The sequence below is a fragment of the Arthrobacter sp. SW1 genome (genome assembly GCF_001766675.1).
Classification (GTDB): domain Bacteria; phylum Actinomycetota; class Actinomycetes; order Actinomycetales; family Micrococcaceae; genus Arthrobacter.
On sequence record NZ_MJLT01000001.1, the window covers coordinates 601,913 to 619,408 of the forward strand.

General features: G+C 66.9%; 16 protein-coding genes. 7 read left to right on the forward strand and 9 right to left on the reverse strand.

Going from position 1 to position 17,496, the window contains the following annotated elements; translation table 11 throughout:
• Positions 1 to 37: 37 nt before the first annotated feature.
• Complete coding sequence (locus BIU82_RS02840) at positions 38 to 1,171, reverse strand: GuaB3 family IMP dehydrogenase-related protein (RefSeq protein ID WP_070347902.1); 1,134 nt, start codon at positions 1,169 to 1,171, stop codon at positions 38 to 40.
• Between the two features lie 208 nt (positions 1,172 to 1,379).
• Between BIU82_RS02840 and BIU82_RS02845 the strand changes: the two genes are divergently transcribed.
• Positions 1,380 to 3,293, forward strand: coding sequence for a S8 family serine peptidase (locus BIU82_RS02845; RefSeq protein ID WP_070347903.1), 1,914 nt, complete (start codon positions 1,380 to 1,382; stop codon positions 3,291 to 3,293).
• A gap of 176 nt (positions 3,294 to 3,469) precedes the next feature.
• Here the strand turns inward: BIU82_RS02845 and guaB are convergent, their stop codons facing one another.
• Both guaB and BIU82_RS02855 read right to left on the reverse strand, forming a co-directional pair.
• Complete coding sequence (gene guaB / locus BIU82_RS02850) at positions 3,470 to 4,981, reverse strand: IMP dehydrogenase (protein ID WP_070347904.1); 1,512 nt, start codon at positions 4,979 to 4,981, stop codon at positions 3,470 to 3,472.
• Between the two features lie 192 nt (positions 4,982 to 5,173).
• Positions 5,174 to 7,276, reverse strand: coding sequence for an acyltransferase family protein (locus BIU82_RS02855; protein ID WP_253182651.1), 2,103 nt, complete (start codon positions 7,274 to 7,276; stop codon positions 5,174 to 5,176).
• A gap of 177 nt (positions 7,277 to 7,453) precedes the next feature.
• Here BIU82_RS02855 and BIU82_RS20290 point away from each other — a divergent pair, with 177 nt between their 5' ends.
• The 4 genes from BIU82_RS20290 to BIU82_RS02870 all read left to right on the forward strand — a co-directional run bounded on the left by BIU82_RS20290 (position 7,454) and on the right by BIU82_RS02870 (position 9,936).
• Positions 7,454 to 8,014: a hypothetical protein gene (locus BIU82_RS20290; protein ID WP_363968061.1), complete on the forward strand. Its 561-nt coding sequence runs from the start codon at positions 7,454 to 7,456 to the stop codon at positions 8,012 to 8,014.
• Entirely contained in the window at positions 7,957 to 8,442 is a 486-nt protein-coding gene (locus BIU82_RS20295; RefSeq protein ID WP_363968064.1) for a DUF389 domain-containing protein, read from the forward strand. Before BIU82_RS20290 ends, BIU82_RS20295 begins: the two co-directional genes overlap by 58 nt.
• Positions 8,443 to 8,551: 109 nt before the next feature.
• A complete protein-coding gene (locus tag BIU82_RS02865) occupies positions 8,552 to 8,932 on the forward strand; it encodes a PadR family transcriptional regulator (RefSeq protein WP_070347905.1) in 381 nt (126 codons plus the stop codon).
• Positions 8,929 to 9,936 (forward strand): hypothetical protein, encoded by a 1,008-nt coding sequence (locus BIU82_RS02870; RefSeq protein ID WP_070347906.1) that lies wholly within the window; start codon positions 8,929 to 8,931, stop codon positions 9,934 to 9,936. The genes BIU82_RS02865 and BIU82_RS02870 overlap by 4 nt, the downstream gene beginning before the upstream one ends.
• Positions 9,937 to 9,990: 54 nt before the next feature.
• On the opposite strand, the gene groL is transcribed toward BIU82_RS02870, so the two are convergent.
• From groL to BIU82_RS02885, 3 genes are all read right to left on the reverse strand, one after another.
• Positions 9,991 to 11,604, reverse strand: coding sequence for a chaperonin GroEL (groL, locus tag BIU82_RS02875; RefSeq protein ID WP_070347907.1), 1,614 nt, complete (start codon positions 11,602 to 11,604; stop codon positions 9,991 to 9,993).
• Between the two features lie 82 nt (positions 11,605 to 11,686).
• Complete coding sequence (gene groES / locus BIU82_RS02880; RefSeq protein ID WP_070347908.1) at positions 11,687 to 11,983, reverse strand: co-chaperone GroES; 297 nt, start codon at positions 11,981 to 11,983, stop codon at positions 11,687 to 11,689.
• A gap of 188 nt (positions 11,984 to 12,171) precedes the next feature.
• Positions 12,172 to 12,591, reverse strand: a complete 420-nt coding sequence (locus BIU82_RS02885; RefSeq protein ID WP_253182652.1) for a hypothetical protein — start codon at positions 12,589 to 12,591, stop codon at positions 12,172 to 12,174.
• Positions 12,592 to 12,656: 65 nt separating this feature from the next.
• Here BIU82_RS02885 and BIU82_RS02890 point away from each other — a divergent pair, with 65 nt between their 5' ends.
• Positions 12,657 to 13,895 (forward strand): class I SAM-dependent methyltransferase, encoded by a 1,239-nt coding sequence (locus BIU82_RS02890; protein WP_070347909.1) that lies wholly within the window; start codon positions 12,657 to 12,659, stop codon positions 13,893 to 13,895.
• An 18-nt stretch (positions 13,896 to 13,913) separates the two neighbouring features.
• On the opposite strand, the gene BIU82_RS02895 is transcribed toward BIU82_RS02890, so the two are convergent.
• The 3 genes from BIU82_RS02895 to BIU82_RS02905 form a co-directional block, all read right to left on the reverse strand.
• Positions 13,914 to 14,732: a shikimate 5-dehydrogenase gene (locus BIU82_RS02895; protein ID WP_074466395.1), complete on the reverse strand. Its 819-nt coding sequence runs from the start codon at positions 14,730 to 14,732 to the stop codon at positions 13,914 to 13,916.
• Positions 14,733 to 14,837: 105 nt separating this feature from the next.
• Positions 14,838 to 14,960 (reverse strand): type B 50S ribosomal protein L36, encoded by a 123-nt coding sequence (gene ykgO / locus BIU82_RS02900; protein WP_066211414.1) that lies wholly within the window; start codon positions 14,958 to 14,960, stop codon positions 14,838 to 14,840.
• A gap of 40 nt (positions 14,961 to 15,000) precedes the next feature.
• A complete protein-coding gene (locus BIU82_RS02905; protein WP_070347910.1) occupies positions 15,001 to 16,134 on the reverse strand; it encodes a GTP-binding protein in 1,134 nt (377 codons plus the stop codon).
• Between the two features lie 182 nt (positions 16,135 to 16,316).
• On the opposite strand from BIU82_RS02905, the gene BIU82_RS02910 reads away from it, so the two are divergent.
• The gene (locus BIU82_RS02910; RefSeq protein WP_070347911.1) at positions 16,317 to 17,459 is read left to right on the forward strand and encodes a glutamate--cysteine ligase; all 1,143 of its coding nucleotides are present in this window, start codon (positions 16,317 to 16,319) and stop codon (positions 17,457 to 17,459) included.
• Positions 17,460 to 17,496 lie beyond the last annotated feature (37 nt).

Consider the following 17,496-nt stretch of genomic DNA (forward strand, 5'->3'; position numbering starts at 1 on the left):
GGGCTTGGGCAGGCTTTGGGGCAGGGCCGCGGCGGTGCTAGCCGAGGTAGGGAGAGACCACGACGTCGACCCGCTGGAATTCCTTCAGGTCCGAGTAGCCGGTGGTCGCCATGGAGCGGCGGAGCGCGCCGATGAGGTTCGAGGTGCCGTTGGTGTGGTGGCCCGGGCCGAAGAGCACTTCCTCGAGCGGGCCGACGGTGCCGACGTTGACGCGGTCGCCGCGCGGCAGTTCGAGGTGGTGGGCTTCCTGGCCCCAGTGCCAGCCCTTGCCGGGTGCTTCCTCGGCGCGGGCCAGGGCGGAACCGAGCATGACGGCGTCGGCGCCCATGGCGATGGCCTTGACGATGTCGCCGGAGGAGCCCATGCCGCCGTCGGCGATGACGTGCACGTAGCGGCCGCCGGATTCGTCGAGGTAGTCGCGGCGGGCGGCGGCGACGTCGGAGATCGCCGAAGCGAGCGGCGAGTGGATGCCGAGCGCGCGGCGGGTGGTGGTGGTCGCACCGCCGCCGAAGCCGACGAGCACGCCGGCCGCGCCGGTGCGCATGAGGTGCAGGGCCGGGGTGTAGCCGGCGGCGCCGCCCACGATCACCGGAACGTCGAGTTCGTAGATGAACTTCTTGAGGTTGAGCGGCTCGTGGTTCTTGGAGACGTGCTCGGCCGAGACGGTGGTGCCGCGGATGACGAAGATGTCGACGCCGGCGGCCAGCACGGTCTTGTAGTGCTCCTGGGTGCGCTGCGGTGTCAGGGAGCCTGCGACCGTGACGCCGGATGCCCGGATTTCCGCGAGGCGGCTGGTGATGAGCTCGGGCTGGATGGGCGCCTGGTACAGCTCCTGCATGCGCCGGGTGACCGCGGGGCTCGCGGTTTCGTCAGCGAGCGCGGCGATTTCGTCAAGGACGGACTGCGGGTCCTCGTAACGGGTCCACAGGCCTTCGAGGTCCAGCACGCCGAGGCCGCCCAGCTTGCCGAGGGCAATGGCCGTTTCCGGCGACATGGCCGAGTCCATGGGGGCCGCGATCACGGGCATGTCGAACTTGTAGGCGTCAATCTGCCAGGAGACTGAGACGTCCTTGGGGTCGCGGGTCCTGCGGTTGGGGACGATCGCAATGTCGTCCAGGGAGTAGGCACGACGCCCACGCTTGCCACGGCCAATCTCAATCTCGTAAGTCACGGGCTCTACTTTACTGGACCCCCTCCACGGAACCGATTCGGCCGTCACGCGGCCAATTCGACGCATGAAGTAAAGACTTCACAAAATGTGAAAGAACTCTTTACAAATCTCGAAATGTACCAATAGATTTCTCTCGGTTGCGGAAACCCTCCGCGCCGACTCCACTTTCATCCGCCGGGACCACACGTGCCCGGAGACAGGAATCCCCATGGAGAAATCCCTTTCCAGCCGCCGCAAATACAGCGGCCTGGCCCTCTCGGCCGCCGTGCTGGCCGGCCTGATGTCCTTTGGGACCGCCCCTGCCGGCGCCACCACCCCGGCCGCCGGCAACGATGCCGGCGCCGCCGCGGTGCAGAGCCTGCTGCAGGGCGAACGCCATTCGCAGTTCATCGTCCAGTACAAGGCCGGCGCGCAGGGCGCAACGGCAAACGCCCGGGCCAAGGCCTGGGGGAATGCCGCGAAGAAGCTCGGCATCACGCCCCGTGAAGTACGCTCGCTCGCCACCGGCGCCACCTTGGTCTCGACGTCCAAGGCGTTGGATGCGCAGCAGTCCAAGACCTTCATGGCTGAACTCGCGGCGTCCGGCGCCGTCGAGTACGTCGAACCGGATGTCCGGATGCGTGCCACCCTGACTCCGAACGACCCCCGCTACGGCGAGCAGTGGGACTTCACCGGCACCAACGGCATGCGGATCCCGGGTGCCTGGAACAGCTCCACCGGCACCGGCTCGGTGGTGGCCGTCATCGATACCGGCATCACCGCCCACCCGGACCTCGACGCCAACATCCTCCCCGGCTACGACTTCATTTCCAGCTCCGCGGACGCCCGCGACGGCAACGGCCGTGACTCCAATCCACAGGACCAGGGCGACTGGTACACCAGCGGTGAATGCGGCGACTCCAGCAGCTCCAACTCCTCCTGGCACGGCACCCACGTTGCCGGCACCGTCGCCGCCGTCACGGGCAACGCCACCGGCGTAGCCGGCGTCGCACCCGACGCCAAGGTGGTTCCGGTCCGTGTCCTCGGCAAATGCGGCGGCATGCTCTCCGACATCGCGGACGCCATCATTTGGTCCTCCGGCGGAACGGTCTCCGGAATCCCCGCCAACGCCAACCCGGCCGACGTGATCAACATGAGCCTCGGCGGCGGCGGCACCTGCGCGAGCACCTACCAGAACGCGATCAACAGCGCCGTCAGCCGCGGCACCGCCGTCGTGGTGGCGGCAGGCAACGAAGGCACCAACGCCTCGAGCTCCCAGCCGGCCAACTGCAGCAACGTGGTGACCGTAGCGGCCAGCAACAACAGCGGCGGCCTGTCCTACTACTCCAACTACGGCTCCGTCGTCGACATCACCGCTCCCGGCGGCGACACCCGCCAGAGCGGCGGCGGCATCCTCTCCACGCTGAACTCCGGCACCACCACCCCGGCCTCCGCGAGCTACGCCTGGTACCAGGGCACCTCCATGGCTACCCCGCACGTCGCGGGCCTCGTGGCCCTCATGAAGACCGCCAACCCGGCGCTCACCCCGGCCCAGGTCGAGTCCACCCTGAAGCAGGGCACCCGCCCCATGCCCGCGGGCTGCAGCCTGGGCTGCGGCGCCGGCCTTTCCGACGCCACCGCCACCCTGGCCCTGCTGGGCGGAGGCGGCACCACTCCCCCGCCGGCCACCGGCAACGTCCTGCTGAACCCGGGCTTCGAATCCGGCTCCGCGTCCTGGACCTCCAACAAGACCGACACCTTCGAAACGGGCAGCTCCGCCCGCACCGGAACCGGCTTTGCAGCACTGAACGGCTGGGGCCAGAGCAGCTCCTACACCCTCGACCAGAAGGTGACCGTGCCCACCGGCACCGGCGCCGGAACGCTGTCCTTCTTCCTGCGCATCCTCAGCGACGAAGGAACCACCACGGCCTACGACACCCTCAAGGTCCAGGTGATCGACGGCAGCACCACCACCACGCTCGCCACCTACTCCAACAAGGAAAAGGGCAGCAGCTACGTCCAGCGCACTGTTGACCTCTCCGCCTACAAGGGCAAGACCGTGACCCTGCGGTTCCTGGGCGCCGAGGATTACTCCTACGCCACCACCTTCCAGATCGACGACACCTCGGTGACCGTCTCCTGATAAGGGCTTAAAGAACGACGGCGGTGTTCCCACCCTGGGTGGGAACACCGCCGTCGCGCGTTGTCACTAAGTGCGTTGCCGGTGGTTGAGCTTGTCTCCGGTGGTTGAGCTTGTCGAAACCCGGTTTCGACAAGCTCAACCACCAAGCTCAACCGACAAGCTCAACCACCGACGAATCAGCGGGAGCCGTAGTTCGGCGCCTCGACCGTCATCTGGATGTCGTGCGGGTGGCTCTCCTTGAGGCCGGCCGCGGTGATGCGGACGAACTTGCCGCGGGCCTTCAGTTCGGGGATGGTCGGCGCGCCGGTGTAAAACATGGTCTGGCGCAGGCCGCCCACCAGCTGGTAGGCCACGGAGGACAGCGGGCCGCGGTAGGCCACGCGGCCTTCGATGCCTTCGGGGATGAGCTTGTCGTCGCCGGAGACGTCCGCCTGGAAGTAACGGTCCTTGGAGTAGGAGGTGTTCTTGCCGCGGGACTGCATGGCACCCAGCGAACCCATGCCGCGGTAGGACTTGTACTGCTTGCCGTTGACGAAGATGAGGTCGCCCGGGGACTCGTCGCAGCCGGCCAGGAGGGAACCGAGCATCACGGTGTCAGCGCCGGCAACCAGGGCCTTGCCGATGTCGCCGGAGTACTGCAGGCCGCCGTCGGCGATCAGCGGAACGCCGGCCGGGATGGCGGCCTTGGCGGATTCGTAGATGGCGGTGATCTGCGGAACGCCGACGCCGGCGACGACGCGGGTGGTGCAGATGGAGCCCGGGCCGACGCCCACCTTGATGCCGTCGGCACCGGCGTCGATGAGGGCCTGGGCACCTTCGCGGGTGGCGGCCTGGCCACCGATGATGTCGACGTGCGCGGCGGACTTCTCGGCCTTCAGGCGGGCGATCATGTCCAGCACGCCCTGCGAGTGGCCGTTGGCGGTGTCCACGAAGAGGGCGTCCACGCCGGCGTCGATCAGGGTCATGGCGCGTTCCCAGCCGTCGCCGAAGAAGCCGATGGCCGCGCCGACGCGCAGGCGGCCTTCCTCGTCCTTGGTGGCCAGGGGGTACTGCTCGGCCTTGGTGAAGTCCTTCGTGGTGATGAGGCCCTGCAGGCGGCCCTGCTCGTCCACGAGCGGGAGCTTTTCGATCTTGTTCTTGGCCAGCAGGTCCGAGGCTTCTTCGCGGCTGATGCCCACACGGCCGGTGACCAGCGGCATCTTGGTCATGACTTCGCTGACCAGGCGGGAGGGGTACTCGCTCTCCGGCACGAAGCGGGTGTCGCGGTTGGTGATGATGCCCAGCAGGCGGTTGTCGGCGTCGACGACCGGCAGGCCGGACACCCGGTAGCGGGCGCAGAGCTGGTCCAGTTCCTGCAGCGTGGCTTCGGGGCCGATGACCAGCGGGTTGGTGATCATGCCGGACTCGGAACGCTTGACGCGGTCCACGTGGTCGGCCTGGTCTGCGATGGAAAGGTTCCGGTGGATGACACCGAGGCCGCCCTGGCGCGCCATGGCGATGGCCATGCGGGACTCGGTGACGGTGTCCATGGCGGCCGAGAGCAGCGGCGTCTGGACCGTGATGCGCTTGGAAATGCGCGAGGAAGTGTCCGCGTCGGACGGGATGACGTTCGTGTGGCCCGGCAGCAGCAGGACGTCGTCGTACGTCAGGCCTACAAAGCCGAAGGGATCGTGTTCGGGCTGGGTCATGAGTGCGCCTCTTACCGTGTTTCGTGGGGTCTAAAGGGTAGGGGTTGCAACAGATGACCAACCCGTCATTACGGGACTGGCCTGTGCAGGTGTTGAGTAAATATTAGAACCTTGGGCACGATCCCCATATTCCACGGCGGCAATGTGAGCAAGCGCACCCGGCCGGCCGCCGCCGTCGGGCATTTTCCCCGCCTATTTCCACTTGGTGGCGGACAGCAGGCGCCGCTCGAACATGGGGATCATGGTCTCCACATAGGTGCGGGTCAGGTGGTTTTCGTCCTTGTACACGTACACGTTTCCGACCACCGCGGGGCAGACGCCGTCGGCGCAGATGAAGTCGCTCATGTCCATGAGGTAGAGACCTTTGACCTTGCCGCGGTAGTCGTCCAACGGCGAGGACGCCGCCAGCGACTTCTCCAGCGGAGTGTTGCAATCCGGGGAGTCCGGACCCTTCTTCTGCACGCATTCGGGCATGTTGATGGCGAAGCGCGGATTGTCCCGGATGCCCACCACATCGATCCCGGCGTCAGCGAACGGCTTGATGCCTTCGAGGTAGCCGGGGACTTCCGTTTCGAACGGAGCCTCAATGTGCGTCAGGGTGGCCACCGTAAACACGGCATCGGGCTTGTGTTCCATGACGTAGGCCGCGCTTGCCTTGTTGAACTCATTGCAGTCCTGGCTGCGTTCCGGGGATTCGGCACCGAAACGGCAGTTGCCCTTGAAGAGGGTGACGATCTCCCAGCCGTGCTTCTTGGCGATGGGACCGAGCGCCGCCATGTACTGCTGGGCATGTGAATCGCCCAGCGCCACGATGTGCTTCACGGGCTTGGACGGCGGGCTGATCTGGAGGCAGCCCTGGAGGAGGGGATCGTCGGAGACGTTGTTGCCGGTGCACAGTCCGTCCACGTGCGCCCATTCGTCGTCCATGGCGGAGGGGCCGGGAATGATCCGCGCTTCCGGAGTGGGCTTGCCTGCGTTCTCGGGCGTGAGGGCCGCGGCGCCCGGGGTCAGTTCCTTCGGCTGGGCAGCGATCGCGGCGTTTTCCGCGGCGATCATGCCCTGCCAGGCGCTCAGCGGAACCGCGAGCAGGGTGCCGCAGGCGGCAATCACGACGGCGGTGCGCCAGGTCCGCAGTTCCGGCCACTTCCAGCCGCGCAGTGGAGCTTCCACGTAACGGCTGGTCCCGATGGCCAGCAGCAGCGACACGGCGAGGATGCCGAGGCCGAGCCAGAGATCCGGCGCGGTCAGGCCGGTAGCCAGGAGCGTGAAAACGAGCAGCGGCCAGTGCCAGAGGTAGAGAGCGTAGGAGTGGCCGCCCAGCCAGACCAGCGGCTTGGAGCCGAGGATCCGGTCCGCACCGAAGCGGCTGCCGCTCTGGCCGGCCACGATCATCGCGGCAGCGGCCAGGGTGGGCCACAGGGCAACGAAGCCAGGGAAAGAGCGGTCCACGGTCAGCAGCAGCCCGCAGCTGAGCATGGCGGCGAGGCCGGTCCAGCCGAGGACGATCCGCAGCCAGCGGCGCGGCTTCAGGTACGGCAGGGCGAGCGCCAGAAGCGAGCCCAGGGCGAATTCCCAGAGCCGGGCCCGGGTATCGAAGTAGGCGTAAGCCTGGTTGCTGGCGGTCTGCTCGATCGAGTACGCCAGGGAGACGGCAAACACCACGGCGAAGACGGCCGTGAGCATGCTGCGGTGGCCCAGGCGGCTCCAGCGGGGCACCCGGCGCAGCAACGGCACCGCCACGCCCACGGCGGCGAAGGCCAGCGGCCAGAGAATGAAGACCTGCCCTTGGATGGAGAGGGACCAGAAGTGCTGCAACGGGCTCGCGCCGGAATGGTTTTGCGCGTAGTAGTCCACGGCGGCATCGGCCAGTTGCCAGTTCTGGCGGTAGAAGAGGGTGGCCCAGGCTTCGTCCAGCAGGCCGCCCCAGCGGCTCTGCGGGACCAGGATCCACATCCCGGCGAGCACCGCGAGGATCACGACGACGACGGCCGGCAGCAGCCGCTTGAAGACATGCAGCCAGTGGCCCAGGAGGTTCAGGCGGCGCCCGCTTTCCAGTTTCCTGGTGAAGGACAGCGTAAGGAAGAAGGCGGAGATAAGGAGGAAGATGTCGACGCCGCCGGACACCCGGCCCAGCCAGATGTGGTAGCTGGCGACCATGAGGACAGCCAGCGCGCGGAGCCCCTGGACCTCGGGGCGGAAGTTACCCTTTGCCCCGGCAGCGTCCTGCTTCGCGGTGCCCGGCTGGATGTTGCCCGGTGAAGCGGCAGCCTTGGGCGCCATGTTTCCCAACGTCATGACCAGTGCGGATTCCTCAACATTCGTAAACTCTGACCACCCATGTTACCAATCCGTTACCTTGACGGGCGAATCGGAAGCAGGCTGAGTACTGTGGCGGGCGACACAGACCGGCGGTTCCGTCGCCGCGAACTAGGCTGGGCGCAGCGGGTAAACCACCGACGGCAGGGGGCCGGGATGATCGTCCAACTTCGCATCTGCGTTCCGGCGGAGCTGTCCGACGCCGTCGTGGAACGCTGCCTCGAGCACGCCGGCAGCGCGGAGACGGCCCTCGACAAGGGCTCGTCCCTGGTTCCACCCGGCGACGTCATCACCGTGCAGCTCGCCCGGGAATCCGTGGAAACCCTCATGGAAGAACTCCATGCCTTGAAGGTTCCGGAACTGGGGTCCATCGCAGCCAGCACTCCGGAACTGGTGCTGTCCGAACGCGCCGACCAGGCGGCGAAGGAGGTACCCGGCGAAGGCTCCGATGCGGTGATCTGGGACGAAGTGTCCCGCCAGACCGGCGAGGACTCGCGCCTGACCTGGAGCTACCTTGCCTTCCTGGTGATCGCGACGCAGCTGGCCGGAATCGGCATCGTCACCAATTCGGCCATCGCGATCGTCGGAGCCATGGTGGTCGGTCCGGAGTTCGGGCCGCTGGCGGCACTCGCACTGGGGTTGGTGGAACGGAATGGGCCATGGTCCGGGCCGCGGCGCTTGCCCTGGCCGTCGGATTCCCTGCCGCGATGCTGGTGACGGCAGCCGCCGCCTGGATCTCGATCCCGATCGGCCTGTTCCCGCGGGACGTCCTGGACCATGGCCAAGCCGTGGAGTTCATCTACCACCCCGGCCCGTATTCATTGATCGTGGCCGCGCTGGCCGGCGCCGTCGGCATGCTGTCGATGATCAACCGGCGGTCTTCCGCGCTGATCGGCGTCTTCATCTCGGTGACAACGGTCCCGGCCGCGGGATACATCGCCGTGGCGCTGGTGCTGGGCGAGGGCAGCAAGGCCGCGGGCTCCGCCGTGCAGTTGGTGCTCAACCTGCTCGGCATCGTGCTTGCCGCAGCCGCGGTGCTCCTGTTCTTCAAGGTCACGCAGCGCCGGTATGAGGCGAAGCGCCTCCTCAGCAAAGCCCCCGCGCCCCGCCGGAAACCGGGCGCTCCGCGGCCGCACCGCCACTGACTCTTACCTCTCCGAACGGAATCTTCCGGCGAGTCGTACTTCACGGTGCACACTATTGCGCATTGCATAGTAGTGTCTGCTGCATAGCAAGCAAGCGACTGGAGAAACCATGGATTCGACGCAACTTCTCAAAGGGGTCCTGGACGTGGCGGTGCTGGCCGTGCTGAACCGGGAGGACGGATACGGGTACGACGTCGTCCGGCGGCTCCGCGCGGCCGGTTTGGAAGACGTCGGGGACGCCTCGGTCTACGGCACCTTGCGCCGCCTGTACGCCAACGGCGCCCTGACCAGCTACGTGGTGCCCTCGGAAGGCGGCCCGCACCGCAAGTACTACGGCATCAACGAGCACGGCAAGTCCGTGCTCAGCATCCAAAGCAAGGGCTGGCAGGACTTCGCCCGCAGCATGGACCGGCTGCTGTCCGATGCCCCGCTCCCCGCCACCAACCTTCCGGCCGCCGCCGGCAGCAACACCTTGGAGGACAAGAAATGACCAGCTCACAGACCGTTCCGGCCATGGTCGCTGCGTACGCGGAATCTGTGCGCCGCGAACTGGACGACCTCGCAGCAGCCGACGTCGATGACCTCACCGAAGGCCTCGAAGCCGACCTCATGGAGCAGTTCCAGGAATCCGGCGCGGTTCCGGCGCTCTCCCCCATGGCCTATGCCGCCGAACTCCGCAGTTCCGCCGGCCTGCCCGAACGCAACGCGTCCGGAGCTGCCAACAAGGGACCGGGACTTCGGGACAGCTTCCGGAAGGCTGGTGTTGATTTCCTGGCGCGTGTCCGGGCCAATCCGGCGTCCAACGCCGTGCTCGAGTTCTTCATTAAGCTGCGACCGGTGTGGTGGCTGCTGCGGGCGTGGGCGATCTTCCAGATTGTCGTCATTCCGTTCAACGGAAAATCCTTCGCATATGTCCCCCGAGGCTTTGCCGCGTGGGCGTTCTTGCTGCTGCTTACAGTCCTCAGCGTCCATTGGGGAAGCCGCCCCAAGCCCCAGCGCGCTTGGTTGCGGCGGACCCTTTGGACAGCCAACGCGCTAAGCGTCGCCCTCATCATCATGATCCTGCCAGGCACTGCGTTTCATCTGCTGACGACGCCCAACAACCCGCCCAGCGACTACAACTCCGGTTACATCCCGCCACTGAGCGTGAACGGCGCAAGCGTCGAGCACGTCTTCGTGTACGACAAGGACGGACACCTCCTCCGGGATGTCCGCTTCTACGACCAGGACGGTCATCCGCTGGACATGCCGTTGCCGGACGGCCTCACCGCCCCGGACCAGCTTCCGGCCGATCTGGCTCCCGGCGAACCCTTCGAGCCGCACCCGGATCCTTACAACCAGGCAGTCCCAAGTACCCAGGCGACCGCCGGCTCCCCGACCCCGAGCCCCACCGCGACGGAAAGCGGCAGCCCGGCACCGTCGTCGTCGGCTGCTCCCACGGCCTCGACCCCGGCAGGCAAGGCGAGCCCGGTCCCGACCGTAAGCGGCAAGTAGACAGCAAAAGGCCCGGCCCCCGCGAGGGGAACCGGGCCTTTTCACGCGGAAACGCTAGTGGCTGTGGCCTGCGTGCGCATCCTCTTCCTCGGCCGGCTTCTCGGCAACCAGGGTCTCGGTGGTGAGAACCAGGGCTGCGATGGAAGCGGCGTTGCGGAGTGCGGAGCGGGTGACCTTGACGGGGTCGATCACGCCGGCGGCGATCAGGTCCTCATACTCACCGGACTTCGCGTTGAAGCCGTGGTTCTCGGCCTGCTCGGACACCTTGGCAACAACGACGTAGCCGTCGAAGCCGGCGTTCTGGGCGATCCAGCGCAGCGGCTGGGTCAGGGCGCGGCGGACGATGCCGACGGCAGCTGCCGCGTCGCCTTCCAGGGCCTTGACGGCGGAGTCCTCGTCCAGTGCCTTGAGGGCGTGGATGAGGGCGGAGCCGCCGCCGGACACGATGCCTTCTTCAAGGGCGGCACGCGTGGAGGACACGGCGTCCTCGATGCGGTGCTTCTTTTCCTTGAGTTCGACCTCGGTGGCTGCGCCGACCTTGATGACGCCGATGCCGCCGGCCAGCTTGGCCAGGCGTTCCTGCAGCTTCTCGCGGTCCCAGTCGGAATCGGTGCGGGCGAGCTCGGCGCGCAGCTGGGCTACGCGGCCGGCGACGTCCTCGGCAGAACCGGCACCGTCAACAATGGTGGTGTTGTCCTTGGTGACGGTGATGCGGCGGGCGGTACCGAGGACTTCGAGGCCCACCTGGTCCAGGCTCAGGCCAAGCTCCGGGGAGACAACCTGGGCGCCGGTGAGGGTAGCGATGTCCTGCAGCATGGCCTTGCGGCGGTCGCCGAAGCCGGGAGCCTTGACCGCCACGACATTCAGGGTGCCGCGGATGCGGTTCACGATGAGGGTGGACAGGGCCTCGCCGTCGATGTCTTCGGCGATGATGAAGAGCGGCTTGGCGGCCTGCAGGGCCTTCTCCAGCAGCGGCAGGAATTCCTGCAGCGAGGAGATCTTGCCCTGGTTGATCAGGATGAGGGCGTCCTCCAGGACGGCTTCCTGGCGCTCTGCGTCGGTGACGAAGTACGGGGACAGGTAGCCCTTGTCGAACTGCATGCCCTCGGTGAGGACCAGTTCGGTCTGGGTGGTGGAGGATTCCTCGATGGTGATGACGCCGTCCTTGCCGACCTTGCCGAAGGCCTCGGCCAGGAGCTCGCCGACCTCTTCGCTCTGGGCGGAGATGGCGGCGACGTTGGCCACCTGGGTGCCTTCGACTTCGCGGGCGTTCTCCAGCAGGCGGGCGGCAACGGCCTCGACCGCAACCTCGATGCCACGCTTGATCTCACCCGGAGCGGCGCCGGCGGCTACGTTGCGCAGGCCTTCCTTGACGAGGGCCTGGGCCAGCACGGTGGCGGTGGTGGTGCCGTCACCGGCGACATCGTTGGTCTTGGTGGCGACTTCCTTGGCCAGCTGGGCGCCAAGGTTCTCGTAGGGGTCGTCCAGTTCGACTTCGCGGGCGATGGTCACGCCGTCGTTGGTGATGGTGGGGGCGCCCCACTTCTTGTCGAGCACGACGTTGCGGCCGCGCGGGCCAAGGGTCACCTTGACAGTGTTGGCGAGCTTGTCGATGCCGGCTTCGAGCGAGCGGCGGGCAGCGTCATTGAACGCAAGCTGCTTTGCCATGGTTGTGTCCTTTCAAGACGGAAAACCCGCACCGCGGGCGGCCGGAGAATCCGGTCCGGCCTGCGGTGCGGGGTCCAGGGAGTTACTTGACGACGATCGCGAGGACGTCGCGGGCGGACAGCACGAGGTACTCGGAGCCACCGGTCTTGACTTCGGTTCCGCCGTACTTGGAGTAGATGACGACGTCGCCGACTGCGACGTCGACCGGCACGCGGTTGCCGTTGTCATCGAAGCGGCCGGGGCCTACTGCGACAACTTCGCCTTCCTGCGGCTTTTCCTGGGCGGAGTCCGGGATGACCAGGCCGGAAGCGGTGGTCTGCTCGGCTTCGAGCGGGCGGACAACGATGCGATCCTCGAGAGGCTTAATGGAGACCGACACTCGGATCTCTCCTTTACGTGAGGTAGTACGTGGACTATCAAACCAGGGGTGCCGTAGCGGGCTTGCCGTCGTCGCGGTGCCGGCAAGTGCCTTCGGCGTGATTAGCACCCTCCATGGGAGAGTGCTAATCAGACTCTATGCAAGCGTTAGCACTCGGTCAAGGTGAGTGCCAGCGTTTCGTCCCGTGGCTAACGGCCGGCCAGGTCCTCGAAGTCCACGTCCTCGCCATTGTCCTCCTCGTCGTCCGGCACCGCGCTCCGGTTCAGGTAGAGCAAAACGCCGCCGGCAATGGCGGAAGCGGCGGACACCAGCAGGACAATAAGCGCCCCGATCCGGACCCCGGAATAGCTTTCGCGGATGTCCCGGGCTTCATCGGTGGCGTCCTGGACACTCTTGCCGGTCATCGAATAGGTGGCGGCGTTGAAGGAATCGAGGAAGAAGACGATCACCAGGAGCGCGACACATACGACGGCGACGGCGGCACCGGCGATGGCGGCGGGCTTCGCGTACGGGGCAAGGCGGGCTGCGAAACCGCCGGCCGGCCGCGGTGTGCCGCCCGGCGCGTTGGGGGTCGGGCTGTCGGGCTGGCGGCTGGTGCTGTCTTCCATGCACTCAACCCTATCGGCAGGGAACCGGCGGCGCCTGTGCGCCACCGGGAAGTAGGCTGGATGGCATGCCCAGCAGCCACCAGGACCACATTGCCCCCTTGCTGACCACCGAAGGCTGGGAGCTTCTCGCTTCGCTGGGCCCGTACAGCGAGAGCGATTCACTGACCTTGAATTCGAGCCTCCGCAAGGCCGGCCACTCCCCCGAGCTGGTGTCCGCCGTCCTCACCCAGTCCCGGCTGCGGACCAAGGCGGAGGCAAAGTTCGGGGAGTTCGCCCGGCAGATGCTCTTCACCCAGGCAGGCCTGGAACAAGCCACCCGCCTGGCCGTGGCCGCCCGCCACGCGGCACGCTTCGCCTCCGCCGGCACCCGCCATGTGGCGGACCTGGGCTGCGGACTGGGCGCCGACTCCATGGCCTTGGCTTCGCTGGACATCCCGGTCACCGCCGTTGAACTCGACGAAACCACCGCGGCCTGCGCCACCATCAACCTCATGCCGTTCCCGCACGCCTCCGTGGTGCACTCGGATGCCACCTCCGTTCCCTTGGACGGGATCGACGGCGTGTGGCTGGATCCCGCGCGCCGCACTACCTCCACCTCGGGCACCACCCGGATCTGGGACCCCGAGGAGTTCTCGCCGCCGCTGTCCTTCGTGGAGTCCCTGGCGGCGTCCGGCAAATCCGTGGGCGTCAAGATGGGCCCGGGCCTGCCCCACGAGCTGGTTCCAACGGGCTGCGAAGCGCAATGGGTGTCCGTGGCCGGAGACGTCACCGAGGTGACACTCTGGTTCAACAAGGTGGCCCGTCCGGGCATCCGGCGCGCTGCCCTGCTGCTCGGTCCACGGGGCGCCGCAGAGATCACCAGCTCCAAAGATTTCGACGGCGGGCCGGTGCCCGAAGTGGGACCGGTGGAGGGCTACCTCTACGAACCGGACGGTGCGGTGATCCGCGCGGGCCTGGTGGCCGACGTCGCGCTCCAGCTGGGCGGGCACCTGCTGGACGAACACATCGCCTACATCTGCGCCCCGGAATTGGTGGACACGCCCTTTGCCCGCGCCTACAAGGTACTGGACACCATGCCGCTGAATGTGAAGGCACTCAAGGCCTGGGTGAAGGCGCACGGCATCACCAGCCTCGAAATCAAGAAGCGCGGCGTGTCGATGACACCGGAAGAACTCAGGAAGCAGCTGCTTCCGGGTACCTCGAAGCCGAAGTCCGGCGCGAAAGGCAAGGCGGGCAAGGCCGCCACGCTAGTCCTGACGCGGATCGGCGACGAGCGGGTCGCCGTCGTCGTCGAAGCAGCCTGACAGCCGGGCCAGCGGCCCCTACTGCTCCCGCACGAAAGCTTCCGCCGCGGACACCTGCGCCGCGGTGGGCGTAATGCCGGTGTAGAGGACGAACTGTTCGAGGGCCTGGATGGTGGCGACCTCGGCGCCGCTGATCACGGTCTTGTCGGCAGCGCGGCCCGCCTTGATGAGCGGGGTCTCGGCGGGAAGCGCGACGACGTCGAACACCACCTTCGCTGCCTCGATGGCCGTTTCCGGGAAGGACAGGGCGTCCGCTTCGGGACCGCCGGCCATGCCGATCGGCGTGATGTTGACGATGACGTCCGCCGTGCTGTCTCCAGGCTCGGCCTGCCAACCGAAGCCGTACAGGCCGGCGAGCGCGCGGCCGGCTTCTTCGTTGCGGGCCGCGATGGTGACCTTGGTGAAGCCGGCGTCCCGGAAGGCAGCGGCGGTGGCCTTGGCCATGCCGCCGGCGCCGCGCAGGAGGACGGTGGCGTCCGGGCTGATGCTGTTGCGCTCGATCAGCTGCGCAATGGCGGTGTAGTCGGTGTTGTAGGCGGTCAGCACGCCGGAGTCGTTCACGATCGTGTTGACGGAGTCGATGGCCGAGGCGGAGGCGTCCATCTTGTCCACGAGGGCGATGACGTCTTCCTTGTACGGCATGGAAACGGCGCAGCCGCGGATGCCGAGCCCGCGCACACCGGCGATCGCGTCACGCAGGTCCGTAGGCGCGAAAGCCTTGTAGATCCAGTTGAGCCCCAGTTCCTCGTAGAGGAAGTTGTGGAACCGCGTCCCGTTGTTGCTCGGCCGCGCCGAGAGCGAGATGCAGAGGGTCATGTCCTTGTTGAGGATCGGCATGGTGTGGCTTCCTTTGGCTGGCAGGGACTCTCAGCCAAGCTTAGGCGTTTGCCCAAACGGCCGGTGCCCCATCCCCGGTGCACCGGCCGCCCCCAACGGTCCGCTTCAGCCCTGGCGGGCCTTGAAGCGCGGGTTCTTCTTGTTGATGACGAAGGTCTTTCCGCGGCGCCGCACCACCTGGGCGCCCGGGATCTTCTTGAGTGCGCGCAGGGAATTCCTGACTTTCATGGTTCTCCTTTGTTTTCGTGCTGCTTGTTCCGGTGTCTGGTTACAGGGTTGCTTCGAGCTCGAACGGGTCCTCCAGCGCGCTGAAGTCCCGCTGCATTTCCTCTTCGGAAAGCGCACAGCCGTCCAGCAGTTCGCGGATTTCCGCGGCGTCCACGTCCTCGCCGCGGCCGGTGACGGCCAGGACTGTGCCACGGTCCCCGAAGCGCGGATGCCAGCTCAGGGCGGCATCGACGTCGAGGTTTCCCGCGGCGCCTGCGCCATCCTGCTCGGCGATCCACTGCCCGGTGCTCTCGAGCCACACCCGCGGCCCGATGCCCTGGACGGCGATCCGGGTCCGCGCCGCAGAGGCGATCCACAGGCGGCCGCGCATCCAATGCGAACCGGCCGCGAGCTGCGGGAGCGCATCGCGGAAGCGGCCCGGATGCAGCGGCCGTTCCACCTTGTGCAGGACCGTACGGAAGCAGCCGGTTTCGCATTCCAGCGGGACGCGGACGGAACCCAGCCGGGTGCGGGCGGCGGCTTCCCGGCCGTCATAACAGCCGGGGCGGAAACTGTCCGCGCGTCCGACGACGGCGGCGTGCGGCGCGAGCTGCGCCAGGAGTTCGGTGCCCTGCCGCCACGGCTCGCCGTCCTCGCGCGCCTCGCCATCAATGCCCGCGCCGAGGCCGGAATGCAGCATGACGGTATCCGCGTGCGCGAGCTCGCCGACGAGGAATTCACCGCTGGTGCGTTCATCTTCGGGCATGGCGGTGAATCCGGATTCGTACAGGGTGTGTTTGTCCCAGATGTGGTCTTCCAGGTCTGCGGGGTCGATCGCCAGGACGGCGTTGTCGACGACGGCGGCCGGGCCCAGCCCGCGCTTGAGCTCGGTAACGGCCATATCCACGGACACTCCGGGTGGCAGGGCTAGCGCGGCGTGTTCATAGCCAAGACCGGCCAGCCGGTCCACGGTGGGGACGACGTCGAGCCGGACCGTGCAGCTGAGGCAGCCGTGCTCCAGCACAGTTTCGGCCTGTTCGAGCAGTTGCCCGCCGCGGAAGATCCTGCGAAGGACCAAAGAGCCGTCGAGGAGGTCGTGGAAAACGACAACTGAGTCTGAATGCCCCCGGTCGAGCCGGCCGGCCGCGGCTTCCCGGCACCGGCTGTCCAGGGAACTGACAACGGAAAGATGCATTGCTCCAATGTATCTGCAAATCATTCTCATTAGCAAAATGGCAAGGCCTGCAGCCCGGGTCGTTTTGCGTCACGTCGCGGCTGCTGCGACAGGGAATCCGCGGGCTGCAATAGACTGAGGGAATCCGCTGAGGGCCCCACGGCGGGCGTTGCCCAGGGACCAGCTACTACGAGGGGACCTTCGTGCAGATTGATTTCGCTTCATCCAGGCAATCGACCCTGGGAGTGGAATGGGAGCTCGCGCTCGTCAATGCGCGCACCGGCGAACTGGTCTCGGTTGCCAATGAAGTCCTCCGCGGCGTAGCGGCACAGCATCCCGAACTGAACGAAGACGACGAACACCCGCACATCAAGCGCGAACTCCTGCTGAACACCGTGGAACTGGTAACCGGAGTGTGCACGACGGTGCGCGACGCCAAGGACGACCTCGCCCGCTCACTGAAGGCCGTCCGCGAAGTCACCGATCCCATGGGCGTGGAACTCTTCTGCGCAGGCAGCCACCCTTTCAGCCCGCCGCAGCTGCAGCCCGTCACGGACAAAGAGCGCTACGCCAAGCTGATTGACCGCACCCAGTGGTGGGGGCGCCAGATGGTCATTTACGGAGTGCACGTCCACGTGGGCCTGAACCACCGCAACAAGGCACTTCCGGTGATGAACGCCTTGCTCAACTACATGCCGCATTTCCAGGCATTGTCCGCTTCCAGCCCCTACTGGGGCGGCGAGGACACCGGCTACGCCTCCCAGCGCGCGCTCATGTTCCAGCAGCTCCCCACCGCCGGCCTGCCTTTCACCTTCAACTCGTGGGGCCAGTACGAAGACTACGTCCAGGACATGTTCACCACGGGAGTGATCGACGCCGGCAGCGAGATCCGCTGGGACATCCGGCCCGTGCCGGCCCTGGGCACCATCGAGATGCGCGTGTGCGACGGCCTGGCCACCCTCGAAGAAGTCGGCGCCATCGCCGCGCTCACGCAGTGCCTCGTGGAGGAGGCGTCCCAGCAGCTGGACGCCGGCTGGGCCATCCCCACCATGCCGCGCTGGTTCCTCAAGGAGAACAAGTGGCGGGCTGCCCGCTACGGCATGGACGCCATCATCATCCTGGATGCCCACGGCAACGAACAGCTGGTCACCGACCACCTCAAAGAGACCCTGGAACGGCTTGCCCCCGTGGCGGAAAAGCTGGGCTGCGAAGAGGAGCTGGCCGACGTCGCGAACATCATCGCGCGCGGGGCCGGATACCAGCGCCAGCGCCGCATTGCCGACGAACACGACGGCGACCTGCAGGCGGTAGTGTTGGACCTCGTCCAGCAGATGCGGGCGGGCTAAGCCGCCCGCGCCGCACGGCGAAAAATTTACATATTGG

Bases quoted from the DNA above. Each gene is read 5' to 3' on its own strand.
- BIU82_RS02895 (WP_074466395.1), bottom strand. From the start codon at position 14,732: ATGCCGATCCTCAACAAGGACATGACCCTCTGCATCTCGCTCTCGGCG.
- BIU82_RS02870 (WP_070347906.1), top strand. From the start codon at position 8,929: ATGACCAGCTCACAGACCGTTCCGGCCATGGTCGCTGCGTACGCGGAA.
- guaB (WP_070347904.1), bottom strand. From the start codon at position 4,981: ATGACCCAGCCCGAACACGATCCCTTCGGCTTTGTAGGCCTGACGTAC.
- BIU82_RS20295 (WP_363968064.1), top strand. From the start codon at position 7,957: ATGGTCCGGGCCGCGGCGCTTGCCCTGGCCGTCGGATTCCCTGCCGCG.
- BIU82_RS02885 (WP_253182652.1), bottom strand. From the start codon at position 12,591: ATGGAAGACAGCACCAGCCGCCAGCCCGACAGCCCGACCCCCAACGCG.
- BIU82_RS02865 (WP_070347905.1), top strand. From the start codon at position 8,552: ATGGATTCGACGCAACTTCTCAAAGGGGTCCTGGACGTGGCGGTGCTG.
- BIU82_RS02845 (WP_070347903.1), top strand. From the start codon at position 1,380: ATGGAGAAATCCCTTTCCAGCCGCCGCAAATACAGCGGCCTGGCCCTC.
- BIU82_RS02905 (WP_070347910.1), bottom strand. From the start codon at position 16,134: ATGCATCTTTCCGTTGTCAGTTCCCTGGACAGCCGGTGCCGGGAAGCC.
- ykgO (WP_066211414.1), bottom strand. From the start codon at position 14,960: ATGAAAGTCAGGAATTCCCTGCGCGCACTCAAGAAGATCCCGGGCGCC.
- BIU82_RS20290 (WP_363968061.1), top strand. From the start codon at position 7,454: ATGATCGTCCAACTTCGCATCTGCGTTCCGGCGGAGCTGTCCGACGCC.
- BIU82_RS02890 (WP_070347909.1), top strand. From the start codon at position 12,657: ATGCCCAGCAGCCACCAGGACCACATTGCCCCCTTGCTGACCACCGAA.
- BIU82_RS02855 (WP_253182651.1), bottom strand. From the start codon at position 7,276: ATGACGTTGGGAAACATGGCGCCCAAGGCTGCCGCTTCACCGGGCAAC.
- groL (WP_070347907.1), bottom strand. From the start codon at position 11,604: ATGGCAAAGCAGCTTGCGTTCAATGACGCTGCCCGCCGCTCGCTCGAA.